A 13,339-nucleotide genomic window follows, 5' to 3' on the forward strand; every position below is an offset into this window, starting at 1 on the left:
CAATTGTTACAGATACCTAATTAATTTTAGGGAGTAAGAATCGGGCATGCGCGACTTTGGGGGCGACAATGGGGATAGGCAGAAGCGTTCCTTTCTGCGCGCCACTTTACCATATCTGCGCGTCGTGCCTTGCATGGAGCACGCATTGTGAAGGTCAAAGGCAAAGCCTGGCTTGTCTCACTGATGCTCGCCACCACTGCGCTGGGAAGCAGCGTTTTGAGTGCGTGGGCTGAGCCTGCTCCGGCTGTTGTTGAGGTTGAAGACACCGGCACCTTTGCGCGGATGGTGATTACATTCCCGGACCGCTCGCTCTTGCCTCCCTATGAAGCTTCCATTTCCACCAGCGTTCTGCGCATCTCTTTCCCTGAAGGGATTGAGGCGGATGTTGATGATGTGCCGGAAGCGCTGATGGATTACATCTCCATTGCCCGAACTGATCCTGATGGTGCGGCGCTGCGTTTTGCTTTGCGCCAGCCGCTGAACATCAACAGCATGGAAGCGGGTGAGAAGCTATTTATTGATCTTCTGCCTTCCAGCTATGAAGGGCGCCCGCCTTCGTTGCCGCAGGATGTGGTGGACGAGCTGGCGCGCCGGGCTGCGGAGGCGCTTGAGCGTATCCGGGTGCTGGAAGAAGCGAACGCACTTGAAGATCAGGAAATCAAGGTCAAGCTGCGGATCGGTGAGCATCCGACGTTTACGCGTCTGATCTTTGACTGGAATGTGAACGTTGGCAGCTCGTTTGAGCGTAATGGAAACAACATTCGCGTCAAGTTTGATCAGGCTGCTGATCTGGATCTCTCGCAGTTCAAGGCCAGTTTGCCGCGAACGGTTTTGGACGTGGCTTCCAAGACCCGTGACAATGATCTCATCTTCAACATGATTGTTGATCCGCGTGTTGATGTGCGTTCGTTTCAGGAAGGTAAGCAGCTGATTGTGGATGTGACGCCTGAAGATATCGGGCAGTTGGATCCACGTGTTGCTGAAGTCCGTGACGAATTGTTTGGCAATGGTGATGTTCCTCAGGGAGCGGCCAATGTGATCAACACGTTGGGTGATAAGAACGCCTCTGCTCCGGCACCTGTGGCTGCCCAACAGCCTGCCAATGCGCCGGGAAGTTTGATGCCTGCACCGCAGCAGGTGCAGCAGCCCCAGCCTCGTGAAGAGGCCGAGGGGCTTGAGTTTGCGCAGATGCCATTGCCTGTCGCCAAGCCTGAGCTTGAGCGGATTGGAGAGCCTGTCGACCGACTGACTCCAGCGGATATTCCGCAGTCGAAGCCATCGGAAGAAGATCTTCGTGCTGCTGCTGCGCGTGCACCAGAGGCTGCCGAGCCGGAAGTTGTGGTTGAAGCGCCTGCGCCGGAGGCTGCTCCAGCACCTGCTACTCAGGAAACTGCTGAGGCTTCTGCTGCTGAGGTTATTCCGGAAACGGACCTGATTGCTGAGGTTGTCAATGCGGGTGGGCAGACATCTATTCCACTGGCGCTTGATGATGAAGTTGCAAAGCAGAGTGAACCTGTGATTGCGACGGCTCCTGTGGTGACAGATGTCGCCGAGGACTTGCCGATTGCACGCCGGGCTTCTGCAGAGAGCATCGTTCAAGAAGAGAACGATGCTGCTGGTCAGGTTGTTGGTGTTGAAACCTACCGTATTGGCGATACTGTGCGTCTCGTCTTCCCGTTTGAGGGTGAAGTGGGAGCTGCTGTTTTCCGCCGGAATGACAAGGTCTGGGCTGTTTTTGATAGCACGGAGCATCTTGATGGGCGCGGTATTCCTGCTGTTTTGAGTGATCTGGCTCGTAACGTTGAGCTTGAAGAAGTTGATGCGGCGCAGGTGCTGCGGTTTGACCTGAAGCGGACCACGCTGATTTCCATCGAGTATCAGGATGAAGCCTGGGCGATTACTCTGGGGCCTTCCATTTCGACAAAGACCGAGCCGGTTGATGTGGAGCGGAACGTTCAGGGCGATGGCTCCAATGTTCTGCGTTTGCCGTTTGGCGAGAGTGGGCGTCTTCATGTGTTGACGGACAAGAGCGTTGGTGATCGCATTTATGTGGTCAGTGGGGCTGCGCCTGTTCGCGGTATTTTGAAATCGCATCGGTTCCCTCAGGTTCAGATTTTGCGGAGCTCGCAGGGGCTTGCTGTTGTTCCGAGTGCGGATGGCATTGATGTTGAGCTTTCCGGTGAGGATCTGGTGATCTCCCGGCCTGATGGGTTGAAGATCTCCAATCGAGGTCTTTCCAAGGGGACGACCATTGGCGCTCATGTGAAAGATCCGACCCAGCCGGGGCTGATTGAGTTTTCTCAGCTGCACCAGCAGAAGCCTGAGGATTACATGCGCAACCTTCGTGCTCACGAAGAGGCTATTGCGCGGGCTGATCCTGAGGAGCTGAGTGGTCCGCGGCTGGATATGGCGCGTTTTTTTCTCTCTAGCGGGTTTGCTCAGGAAGCCATTGGCACTTTGCGATCATGGAAGAAGACGATCCGCTTATCGAAAAAGATGCCACGTTTAACGTGATGATGGGTGCTGCGCAGATGTTGGCAGCGCGTCCGGGAACGGCGCTGGAGTATCTGGCTGCGCCAGAACTGGCGAGCAGTCCTGATGCTGCGGTTTGGCGGACCTTTGCGCATTCCTCGCTGGGGGACTGGCAGGGGGCGCATGCCAATCTGGGGCGTGGGCTTGCTGTTATGGCGAACTACCCGGTGATGCTGCAGGTGTATTTCAACCTTGCTGCTGCGAAGACGCATCTGGCGCTTGGCAACTACGGCAAGGCGCTTGGGGCCCTTTCTCAGATTGAGCCGTCTGATGTGAACGAAGAGCAGGCGATCCAGTATGACTTGCTGCGTGGCCGGATTGCGGATGCTTCTGGTCGTTCTCAGGAAGCGCTGGACGTTTATGATCTGGTGGTGCGCTCCAGCGATGGGCCGGAGGCGGCTGAAGCGAAGTTTCTGAGTGTGAAGCTGCGCTATCGCGATGGTTTGATTGATGCGGATGAGGCTCTCTCCGAACTAGAAGGTCTGGCTGCTTCCTGGCGTGGTGATGAGACTGAGCTGAAAACCTTGCGGTTGATGGCTCAGCTGCATGCGCAGGAAGGCAATTATCGCCGGGCATTTGAGGCGATGTCTCAGGCAGTGCAATCTGATGCGGGCGCTGAGATCACTTCGAACATTCAGCAAGAAATGGGTTCTGTTTTTGCAACTCTGTTTCTTGAGGGTAAAGCGCAGGCTTTGGAACCTGTGAAGGCGCTTGCGTTGTTCTATGACTTCCGTGAGCTGGTGCCTGCTGGTCGTCAGGGTGATGAGATGGCCCGGATGCTGGCCAGCCGGTTGATCGATATGGATCTGCTGGATCAGGCGGCCTCCGTGTTGCGGCACCAGATCGACAAGCGCCTGAAGGGTGCGGCCCGTGCGCAGATTGCGGCTGATCTTGCTGTTGTTTACTTGCTCAACCGGAAGCCGGAGGAAGCGCTTCGTGTGCTCTCCCAGACCCGTCAGGGGCAGTTGCCAGCTGCGTTGCAGCGTCAGCGGAACATTGTTGAGGCGCGAGCTCTGAGTGAGAGTGGCCGACCTGATCTTGCGCTGGAACTGGTCCGCAACATGTCCGGGTCTGACGTGGACCGTTTGCGGGCTGACACGCTTTGGTCTGCCCGGTCCTGGCAGAAGGCGGGTGAGCAGCTAGAGCAGATGAATGGCAGCCGCTGGTCTGATGAAGTGCCGCTGGCCGATCATGAGCGTGTTGATGTGATCCGTGCTGCGATTGCCTACACGCTGGCAGAGGACAGTCTGGGTCTTGAGCGTTTGCGCCAAAAGTACTCTCAGAAGATGAGCCAGTCTCCTCAGGCTGAGACCTTTGAGGTCGTAACCCGGCCGATTGAAGACCGCGGCGTTGAGTTCCTCAATGTGGCCAAGTCAATCGGGGGCGGGGATAGTCTGGTGTCCTTCCTTGAGGAGTACAGACGACAGTATCTGTCAGCGACACCGATTGTTCCGACAGAAGAGGCTTCGCTCTATCCCACTGATAAGAGTGATGGCGCGGCTTAAGCCGGTCTTTTCCTGAAACAATTTTAGCACCGCATGGCTTGCCCTGCGGTGTTTGTGTTTGAGGACCCCGTTTCTCACGGGTGGAGCAAGGCGAACAGGCTCTGCCTGCGCTACTTGTTAGAAATGTTTCTTCGGCATTGGCTGTTCGCCTCGCCCGGGCCTTTTATCATGAACACGCGGGCTCCCTCTCGGACAGACGCGACAGGCACGTTTGCGCATCACAGATGCGCTTCCGTACCTTTGACAGTTTCCTGTCACCACCGGACGCCCTCCGGAACGACCCCAAGCTCCCTACTACCACTGTGGTCTCAATAGGGTATGGCGCTTCACCGGACCTCCCGACACGATGCGTTACCTCACGCCGGTAGCCCAACCCCGCCCACGCCACGGAATGGACGGTCCACTCCTGCCCGAATGCGTGGGCACGAGAGTTAGGATAGGACGGATTTTGGGAAGGGGGATAAGTTTTGTGAGGGTGTCGCCAGAGCTTAGTGAAATGCTGCCAAGCCCTGACGTACTTTCTGTGATTAGAGCGGCGCTAACCGCCGAAACTTCGGACCAGACTGCCCGCGATCAGTTGCCAGCCGTCGACAAGCACAAAGAAGATGAGCTTGAAGGGCAGGGAGATCACGATGGGTGGCAGCATCATCATACCCATGGACATGAGAACGGATGCGATCACGAGGTCGATGATCAGGAACGGGAGATACAGCAGGAAGCCGATCTCGAAGGCGCGGCGTAGTTCGCTGATCATGAAGGCAGGTACCAGAACGCGCAGGCTCAAGTCTTCAGGTGTTTCTGGTGTCGGTGCCTTGGCGAGTTCCTGAAAGAGCAGCAGATCAGATTCACGCACCTGCTGACGCATGAACTGATGGAACGGCTCGGAGGCGCGCTCAAACGCTTCCTGCGGCTCAATGGTTCCTTCAATCATGGGCTTTGCGCCGAGATCCCATGCGGTTTCAAAGGCAGGCATCATGACGAATGCTGTCAGGAACAAGGCAAGGGATAGCATGACTGCGTTTGGCGGGGCAGTCTGCAAGCCGATGGCTGAGCGTAGTAGGGAGAGCACCACAACGATACGTGTGAAGCTTGTCACCATGATCAGGATGCTTGGTGCAAGAGAAAGCACCGTTAACAACATGACCAGCTGAACGGCGCGCTCTGTTACGGAATCGCCTTCTCCACCGCCGAAGTCAATTGAGATGCTTTGTGCGGCGGCAGGACCAAACCAGAAAAGCAAGAGAGCGAAAACCAAAAGGCCAATTTGCCCTTTGCTTCCGCCCAACTTTGCTTTCACCAATCCCGCAAAATTATTTAGTGTTGGCCTCAATGTCATCTAGCAGGTCTGCCATTTCCTTTGCGATGCCATCCATGGCTTCTTGCGGGTCTTCTTTAGGTGGTGTTTTGTCTGTTTTCTTCGCAGCTGGCTTTGAGGCTTTTGGCTTCTCTTCCTGTTTTGGCTGCTTGGCAGGCTCTTTAGCTTTTTCCGCTTTTGCAGGCTTCTTCGCTTCAGACTTTTCTGCTGGCTTTTCTTCTGTCTTTGCAGGTGCCGGCTTCTGGTCTTCAGTCTTCGCAGGCTTTTGCTCTGCTACTGGCGCTGCTTCTGCTTCCGCCTTGGCTGCAGGCTCTTTTGGCTGTTCGGCAGGTTTTGCCTCAGCTGCCTTTTCTGGCGTTGCTGCTGGTTTCTCAGCGGCCTGCTTTTCCGGAGTTGCAGCAGGCTTATCTGCTGGAGCTGCTTCCGGCTTCGGCTCTTCCTTCTTTTCGTCCTGTGCTTTGGCTGGAGCCTCGTTGACACGTGGACGCATGAAGGCGCTGGCTGCCTTTGCTGCCGGGCCATTCATTGGTGGCCGCATTGCAGCTTTTGGAATTGGCTTGTTGGATGGCGCTGTCTCAACCTTTGGCTCTTCAGCTTTTGCAGCAGGTTTTTCAGCAACGGGTGCCTTTGGTTCAGCGGCCTTCGGTGCTGGCTTTTCTACGGCAGGTGCCTGAGGCTCCGCTGCTTTTGGCGCAGGCTTTGGCTGGTTGAAGCCAACATTACGAGCAGGTGCCGGACGTGCGGAGATCGGACGGGCTGCTACCTTCTGAACACCGCGCGCGCCGCCAATGGTAGGCGTTTGAAGCGCTGTTGGTTTGTTTGCTGTAGCCGCTGGAGCAGGAGCTGCAGCCATCGGCTTTGCAGCGCGTAGTGGTGCGGTCTGTGGTGCTGCGACAACCTTCTCGCGCTGAGGAGCTGCAACCGTTGGTGCTGGTTTTGGTTCTGCCGGAGCAGGAGCCGGGGTTGGCGCTGGAGCTGGAGCTGCCTCTTCCCCCCAGTTCAGGCGTGCAGTTTGCTCGCCCGTTCCCTGAGCCTGCTCAACAGATGCTGGTGCTGCGCCGGTCTGGCCGTTGCCTGCGTACATCTGTCCACGCGGCGGCGTAGAAACCGGCATGCCGCGGATGATGCCCTGTTCGACCACAACATCATTGGCACCACCAATCATGATGAGGTGCTCGACATTATCTCTGCGCACGAGGAGAAGTCTGCGCCGCGCATCAATGTCGGTTGCATCCATGATGGCCAGACGAGGCTGGCGACTTCGCGAACCTTTGTAGCTGGTTCGGGCAAAGCGTTTCAAAAGCGGAATGCAAACCGCGATGAGAACCGCGATAATCAGCATGGCCAGTACGACAGCAAGAAGCTGCGCGCTTCCCTGAGACATACCGGTGGTTTGGGCCAGCCAGTCAGGCATGAATGTTCCTCAACTCGTATTCAACATTCAGCGGACCATCTGCATGAGCAAACAGCCCGGAACTGGGGTACGAATCCCCGCATTAACTCATGCGCGCATTTGTAACCTATAGTTTATGTAGAATGAACAGTTTAGAAGGGTGAAGTTTGTGGCGTTACCCGAGTTTTTGCGCGAAAATCGCGAAATGGGCCTCTTGGCTAGGTGAATTTTGCTAGCTGGGCAAAATTTTCCACTCCCGCTGCCGCAATTCTTAATAGGTTCTGAAGGTGTTGATTCTGTCCGGTGACTCGCCGGAGCGTGATTTTGGCTATTCCCCTGCTTTTTAAGGTTTCTTCGGTGTGTAATTCTTAATGGAACCTTAATATTAACCTTTTGTTAACCATTGCCTAGGCACTTTCTTCCTAGTTTAATTTAACAAATCTGTTCTCATAGGTTGTGCTGTCAGATGGCCTTAACTGATCTCCCGATGTTTCAGGCGTTGCGCCAGAAAATGCAATGGCACCAACAACGTCAGGGTGTGCTTGCGGAAAACGTCGCAAATGCGGACACGCCGGGATACCGCAGTAAAGACCTTAAGGAACTGAGCTTCTCCGACATGGTGGATGCAGAGCAGGGAACCGGGGCGTTGCGCCCTGTGGTGACCAGTGCCGGGCATATTACCAGCGGGGGTATCAGCGCGGGCGTTGGGACGAAAGTTTCCAAGGCGTCCAGCTTTGAGAGAACACCAGATGGCAACAGCGTGGTTCTTGAAGAGCAGATGATGAAGATCGCTCAGAACCAGATCGACTACCAGACTGCGACGAGCCTTTATTCTCGCAGCCTTGGCATGTTGAAGAGCGCGCTGAAGTGATGATTGAGAGCAGTTGCTGTGGTGTGAGCGGCATCGGAGCAAATGTGGGAGGGGCCCATGGATTTTATTAAGTCGATGTTTATTGCGGCATCCGGTCTGAAAGCTCAGACGGGACGTATGCGTGTGATCGCAGAAAACATTGCGAATGCTGATTCCACTGGTCAGACACCAGGTGAGGATCCGTATCGCCGTAAGGTTCCTACGTTTTCCAGCAGCTTTGACGCCAAGGTTGAGGCTGAACTGGTGAAGCTTGGCCGGGTTCGTGAGGACAAGAGCGAGTTCAAGCTGCGTTATGAGCCAGACCATCCGGCAGCGAACGACAAAGGCTATGTGAAGATGCCGAATGTGAACACGCTGGTTGAGATGGCGGACATGCAGGAAGCCACACGTTCTTATGAGGCAAACCTGAACGTGGTGAAGTCTTCCCGCTCCATGATGCAGAAAACACTCGACATTCTTAGAGGTTGATGACCGGTTGGCTGATACCGGAAGGAGATACAATCATGTCTAATGCTTCTATTGCTGCCAGTGCATATGCGAACACAGCAAAGCTGAGCAACCCGCTTGAAGCTGCCAGTGAGTCTGGTGATAAGAGCGGCGCCTTTGGCAATATGGTGCAGTCTGCGATCAGCGAGATCAATGAGAGTGGCCAGATTGCTGATGTGCAGTCTCTCGATTTGCTGCAGGGCAAGGCCAATGTGTTGATGTTGTGACCGCTGTTGCAGAGACCGAGCTGGCTCTGGAAACCGTTGTTTCTGTTCGTGACCGCGTTATTTCTGCGTATGAAGAAATTATGCGGATGCCAATCTGATTGGTTCGCTTTATGTGAGGTGTCAGTGAACTAAGGGAAATGGTGGTTAGAACACAATGACCGGAGCAGAAGTGCTGGATATTGCCAGCGAAGGCATATGGACACTTATTCTGGTGTCGGCCCCCGTTATGCTTATCGGGCTTCTGGTTGGTGTGATTGTGGCGCTGTTTCAGGCACTGACACAAATTCAGGAACAGACGCTGGTGTTTGTTCCCAAGATCCTGAGCATCTTTATTGCGTTGCTTGTGACGCTTCCCTTCATGGGGGAGTTGATGAATTCTTTTACAAACCGCATTGCCGGGTTGATTATCTCCGGATATTGAGCGAGATACAGCGCAAGGCGACGCGCATTCTGGGGGCAATTCTGTGACGATCAATCTGGATTTTTTACCGGTGATCGTCGTTAGCTTTCTGCTGATGTTTGCGCGTATTGGTACGATGATCATGCTCGTGCCAGCATTTGGTGAAACCTTCATTCCCGTTCGCGTTCGTTTGACCATCGCACTGCTGCTGACTTATGTGTTCCTGCCGATCAACTCCAATCTCTATCCTGATGATGTGATGAGCAGCTTGCCCAAGCTTCTGGCGTTGCTGGGTGGTGAGCTGATGGTTGGGTTCTTCATTGGCTTGTCCATGAAGCTGATTTCCTACGCACTCTCAGTGGCTGGAACGATCATGGCGAACCAATCCGGCCTTGCATTTGCGATGGGCGGGGATGCGACGAACTCTGGCCAGCAGGGGGCGTTGATGGGTAACTTCCTCAACGTGCTTGGCATTTGCATGGTGTTCGTGACGAACCTGCACTACGTGATGATTGCGGCCATGCAGGACAGTTTCGTGCTGTTTCCTCCCGGCAATCCGCTGCCGGTTGGCGATCTTTCCACGTTGGCGGTTGAGACGGTGACGCACATGTTCTCCGTGGCTGTGCGCCTGGGCGCGCCGTTTATTGTGGTCGGGATCGTGTTTTACTTCAGTCTGGGCTTGCTGAATAAGCTGATGCCTCAGATGCAGATCTTCTTCATCGCCATGCCGGTCAACATCATGATTGGCTTTGGCATCTTCCTGCTGCTGCTTTCCACTCTGATGGGTTACTATCTGTCAGAGTTCCGCGAAGCACTTCAGCCGTTCCTTTTGAATTAGCGAGGAGCTGATGGCTGAAGATACCGACGATTCGGAGAAAACCGAGGACCCCACGCAAAAGCGGCTCGATGATGCATTCGAGAAAGGGGACATACCAAAATCGCAGGAAGTGAGCTCGTGGTTCTCGTTGGTGGGGACCGCTTTGGTGATATCTTTCCTCGCGCCCACAATGGTTTCGAGCGTTTCTACGATTTTAAAGGGGTTTTTTGCCCATGCGGACACAATTGCTGTTGATCCGGGTGCGCTTGTTTTCCTTTTAGAAATAACTGGGCCCGAAATACTTGGTGTGGTGGCACTGCCGTTGCTGACGCTGATGGCGCTCGCCGTGGTTGGGAACGTGGTTCAGCATAAACCGCTTTGGACTGCAGAGCGATTGAAGCCGAAGCTGAACAAGATCTCGCCTCTTTCGGGGATGAAGAGACTGTTCTCCAAAGACAGCCTCGCCAACTTCCTGAAGGGGCTGGTGAAGATCATTGCGGTGGCGGCGGTGGTTTTTCTGGTGTTGTGGCCGGAAAGAGACCGGCTGGACACGGTGGTGTTCAGAGAAACGGGGCTTGTGCTGGAGGAGGTTCGTGAGCTCGCCATCATGGTGATTGGGGCAATTCTTGCGCTTATGACTGTTGTTGCCGGGGCCGATCTGGTCTGGCAGCGCAAAAAATGGTTCGAAAAGCAAAAGATGACCCAGCAGGAAGTGAAAGAGGAATACAAGCAATCTGAGGGTGATCCCAAGATTAAAGCCAAAATTCGAGAGTTGCGCCTTCAGCGTTCACGCAACAGAATGATGGCAAGTGTGCCGGATGCGACGGTTGTTATTACAAACCCGACCCACTACGCGGTTGCTCTGAGCTATGAAGAGGGCATGGGAGCACCGCAGTGTGTTGCGCTTGGGGTGGATGACCTGGCGCTCCGCATTCGAGAGGTTGCGAAAGAATCTGATGTGCCGATCGTGGAGAACCCTCCACTGGCACGTGCGTTGTACGCATCGATTGAGTTGAACGATTATGTGCCTGAGGAGCACTACGCCGCGGTTGCGAAGGTGATTGGTTATGTCATGCAGCTGCGTAAAAAGAAGAGCTGGCGGTCTTAACAGCGCGGGAGTGCTGGAGTGTCGGCTTTTGAGCGGATTATTCTCATGGCGAAAAAGTCAAGGTGTCTGCGGGTGGCCGTAGAGAGGGTAAGATGACAAAGACCGAAGCGCGGCGACCTGAGCCGGTGATTGACAGGACAGACAAGGGGGGCAGCCTTGGGGCCTTGATGCTGCTTGCACTCGGCCTTGTCGCAGCAACAGCCGCTTTCGCGTTGATGCGCAAAGAACAGGCCGAGCCTTACATTCTGGGGTTGCTGGGTGTTCTGGCTGTGGTTGGGGTGTTCTCGCTGTTTGCCATGGCCATTGGCCTGTTACGGTTCATCTCCAAATCCCACCGCAATCCGTTGGCCGAATCCTTCATGAACTCGCTGGATGATGGCGTGTTGCTGGCTGATCATAATGGCCGCATCATCTACGCAAACCAGTCCTATGCTGAGCTGACGGGCGCGCGCGGACCAGCTGATGTGCGCACGGTGGAGCGGGTGTTCTCTTCGGATCCTGACGCCGCAGATGCCATATTCCGGCTTTCGCAAGCTGTACGAACAGGGCGATACGCGACAGAAGAAGTGCGCCTGCCGAACGCTGTTGGTGAAGTTGCCAGCGGCGCGCGCTGGTATCGCATTACCGTTCGCCCGCTGGAGCAGGATGCTGCTGTTGGCGTGGATAGCGGCATTACCATCTGGCAGGTTTCTGACATTACCCGTGATCGGACCGAGCAGGAGAACTCCTTCCAGGAACTGCAACGCGTGATTAACTTCCTTGACCATGCGCCGTGCGGCTTCTTCTCCTCTGACAGCACTGGCAAGCTGGTTTATCTGAATGCGACCCTGGCGGACTGGCTTGGTTATGATTTGACCCAGTTTATCTCCGGCGAACTGTCTTTGAAGGACATCGTGCGCGGAGAAGGGGCAGCTCTGGTTGAAGCTCTGCAGGGTTCTGAGGGTGAAGTTAAAACCGAAAGCTTTGATATTGATCTGGTGACGCGCAGCGGCACTGGCCTGCCGGTTCGCCTTGTGCACCGTGTTCCGTTTGGCGCTGATGGCCTTGCTGGTGACAGCCGGACGCTGGTGATCAACCGTTCTGCTGGCAATGATGATGAGGAAGCGCTGCGTGCTGCTGAAGTGCGCTTCTCCCGCTTCTTCAACAACACACCGGTCGCGATTGCCTCTATCGACAAAAATGGCCGTGTTGAGCGCACCAACGGTCCGTTCATGCGCCTGTTTGAGCAGGGCGAGGGCCTTGGCAAAGATGTGAAGCTGACCGAGTTTGTGGCTGAGAATGATCGTGCTGCCTTGCAGGGCGCGCTGGAAGAAGCTGCGCTGGGCAAGAGCGAGATTGCACCGCTGGATGTCTCGCTTGAGGGCAATGGCGATCCTCGTTCCGCGACCTTCTACGTGTCTGCTGTTCAGGACGGGCAGGCCGGTGAAGATGCGGCTGTGATTTACGTTCTAGAGACCACTCAGCAGCGTGCGTTGGAAGCTCAGTTTGCGCAGAGCCAGAAGATGCAGGCGATTGGCCAGCTGGCTGGTGGTGTTGCGCATGACTTCAACAACGTTCTGACCGCGATTATCGGCTTTTCTGACTTGCTGTTGGCAAGCCACCGTCCAACGGATCCGGCCTTCCAGGACATCATGAACATCAAGCAGAATGCAAACAGGGCTGCTGGCCTTGTGCGCCAGTTGCTTGCGTTCTCCCGCCGTCAGACACTGCGCCCACAGGAGCTGGCGCTGGCGGATGTGCTGGCGGATGTTTCCATCCTTCTGGACCGCTTGCTGGGTGAAAAGATTGAGCTGAAGCTGGTGCATGGCCGTGAGCTGTGGCCGGTGATGGCTGACGTGAACCAGCTGGAGCAGGTGATCGTGAACCTTGCGGTGAACGCCCGTGATGCGATGGAAGGAGGCGGTGAAGTTTCCATCCGGACGCTGAACGTAGATGAGGACGCGTCCAAGACCTACGAGAACACACGCGGTATGCCTCCGGGTGAGTACGTGCTGATTGAGGTGGCCGATAACGGTCACGGCATGTCTCAGGACGTGATGGACAAGATCTTCGAGCCGTTCTTCTCGACAAAGGATGTCGGCAAAGGCACCGGCCTTGGACTCTCCACTGTTTATGGCATCGTGAAGCAGACCGGCGGCTATGTGTTCTGTACCAGTGAGGTAGGTGTCGGCACAACGTTCCGCATCTTCTTCCCGCGCCACATCACCACCGAGAAGGAAGAGGTCGTTGAGGTTAAGCCTGAGCAGGAAGCGACCGAAGCGGACCTGACAGGTTCTGCAACTATTCTTCTTGTTGAAGATGAAGAGGCTGTGCGGGCCTTTGCAGCACGCGCCCTGAGTGGTCGTGGCTATGAGGTGTTTGAGGCTGGTTCTGGCACTGAGGCTCTGGAAGTGATGGAAGAGACCGGCGGGGCGGTTGACCTTGTGGTTTCTGACGTTGTGATGCCGGAGATGGATGGACCAAGCCTGCTGATTGAGCTGCGCAAGACACGTCCTGATCTGAAGATCATCTTTGTTTCCGGCTATGCTGAGGATGCGTTTGAGAAGAACCTGCCGGCGGAGGAAAGCTTTACCTTCCTGCCGAAGCCATTCACGCTGAAACAGCTGGCAACCACGGTGAAAGAAACGCTGGAAGCCAAGACACAGGAACGGGCTTAGCCTTTTCTTAGTTCGAAATACAAAAGCC

10 protein-coding genes and 1 pseudogene are annotated in these 13,339 nt (G+C 55.2%); 9 read left to right on the forward strand and 2 right to left on the reverse strand.

What is annotated here, in order from left to right; all coding sequences use genetic code 11:
- The first annotated feature begins 147 nt into the window (after window positions 1–147).
- Both JCM12308_RS28840 and JCM12308_RS28845 read left to right on the forward strand, forming a co-directional pair.
- Complete coding sequence (locus JCM12308_RS28840) at window positions 148–2,514, forward strand: hypothetical protein (protein WP_208978198.1); 2,367 nt, start codon at window positions 148–150, stop codon at window positions 2,512–2,514.
- A complete protein-coding gene (locus JCM12308_RS28845) occupies window positions 2,466–4,037 on the forward strand; it encodes a tetratricopeptide repeat protein (protein ID WP_208978199.1) in 1,572 nt (523 codons plus the stop codon). Before JCM12308_RS28840 ends, JCM12308_RS28845 begins: the two co-directional genes overlap by 49 nt.
- A gap of 538 nt (window positions 4,038–4,575) precedes the next feature.
- On the opposite strand, the gene fliP is transcribed toward JCM12308_RS28845, so the two are convergent.
- Together fliP and JCM12308_RS02475 are read right to left on the reverse strand one after the other, a co-directional pair.
- Window positions 4,576–5,334, reverse strand: a complete 759-nt coding sequence (gene fliP / locus JCM12308_RS02470; RefSeq protein WP_014286459.1) for a flagellar type III secretion system pore protein FliP — start codon at window positions 5,332–5,334, stop codon at window positions 4,576–4,578.
- A 13-nt stretch (window positions 5,335–5,347) separates the two neighbouring features.
- Window positions 5,348–6,766: a flagellar biosynthetic protein FliO gene (locus tag JCM12308_RS02475; RefSeq protein WP_054782756.1), complete on the reverse strand. Its 1,419-nt coding sequence runs from the start codon at window positions 6,764–6,766 to the stop codon at window positions 5,348–5,350.
- Window positions 6,767–7,211: 445 nt separating this feature from the next.
- On the opposite strand from JCM12308_RS02475, the gene flgB reads away from it, so the two are divergent.
- The 7 genes and pseudogenes from flgB to cckA all read left to right on the forward strand — a co-directional run bounded on the left by flgB (window position 7,212) and on the right by cckA (window position 13,311).
- Entirely contained in the window at window positions 7,212–7,616 is a 405-nt protein-coding gene (gene flgB, locus JCM12308_RS02480; protein ID WP_075701806.1) for a flagellar basal body rod protein FlgB, read from the forward strand.
- A 42-nt stretch (window positions 7,617–7,658) separates the two neighbouring features.
- Entirely contained in the window at window positions 7,659–8,084 is a 426-nt protein-coding gene (gene flgC, locus JCM12308_RS02485; protein ID WP_037036190.1) for a flagellar basal body rod protein FlgC, read from the forward strand.
- 35 nt (window positions 8,085–8,119) lie between these two features.
- Window positions 8,120–8,427 (forward strand): annotated as a pseudogene (gene fliE / locus JCM12308_RS02490) (flagellar hook-basal body complex protein FliE).
- A 56-nt stretch (window positions 8,428–8,483) separates the two neighbouring features.
- Complete coding sequence (gene fliQ, locus JCM12308_RS02495; RefSeq protein WP_008547725.1) at window positions 8,484–8,750, forward strand: flagellar biosynthesis protein FliQ; 267 nt, start codon at window positions 8,484–8,486, stop codon at window positions 8,748–8,750.
- Window positions 8,751–8,793: 43 nt separating this feature from the next.
- A complete protein-coding gene (gene fliR / locus JCM12308_RS02500) occupies window positions 8,794–9,567 on the forward strand; it encodes a flagellar biosynthetic protein FliR (RefSeq protein WP_008547388.1) in 774 nt (257 codons plus the stop codon).
- Between the two features lie 10 nt (window positions 9,568–9,577).
- A complete protein-coding gene (flhB, locus tag JCM12308_RS02505; protein WP_054782757.1) occupies window positions 9,578–10,654 on the forward strand; it encodes a flagellar biosynthesis protein FlhB in 1,077 nt (358 codons plus the stop codon).
- Window positions 10,655–10,746: 92 nt separating this feature from the next.
- Complete coding sequence (gene cckA / locus JCM12308_RS02510) at window positions 10,747–13,311, forward strand: cell cycle histidine kinase CckA (protein WP_008547951.1); 2,565 nt, start codon at window positions 10,747–10,749, stop codon at window positions 13,309–13,311.
- Window positions 13,312–13,339 lie beyond the last annotated feature (28 nt).

The sequence above is a fragment of the Pseudovibrio denitrificans JCM 12308 genome, from assembly GCF_001310815.1.
GTDB classification, from domain to species: Bacteria; Pseudomonadota; Alphaproteobacteria; order Rhizobiales; family Stappiaceae; genus Pseudovibrio; species Pseudovibrio denitrificans.

Bases quoted from the DNA above. Each gene is read 5' to 3' on its own strand.
- cckA (WP_008547951.1), top strand. From the start codon at position 10,747: ATGACAAAGACCGAAGCGCGGCGACCTGAGCCGGTGATTGACAGGACA.
- flhB (WP_054782757.1), top strand. From the start codon at position 9,578: ATGGCTGAAGATACCGACGATTCGGAGAAAACCGAGGACCCCACGCAA.
- JCM12308_RS28845 (WP_208978199.1), top strand. From the start codon at position 2,466: ATGGAAGAAGACGATCCGCTTATCGAAAAAGATGCCACGTTTAACGTG.
- flgC (WP_037036190.1), top strand. From the start codon at position 7,659: ATGTGGGAGGGGCCCATGGATTTTATTAAGTCGATGTTTATTGCGGCA.
- fliQ (WP_008547725.1), top strand. From the start codon at position 8,484: ATGACCGGAGCAGAAGTGCTGGATATTGCCAGCGAAGGCATATGGACA.
- flgB (WP_075701806.1), top strand. From the start codon at position 7,212: ATGGCCTTAACTGATCTCCCGATGTTTCAGGCGTTGCGCCAGAAAATG.
- JCM12308_RS02475 (WP_054782756.1), bottom strand. From the start codon at position 6,766: ATGCCTGACTGGCTGGCCCAAACCACCGGTATGTCTCAGGGAAGCGCG.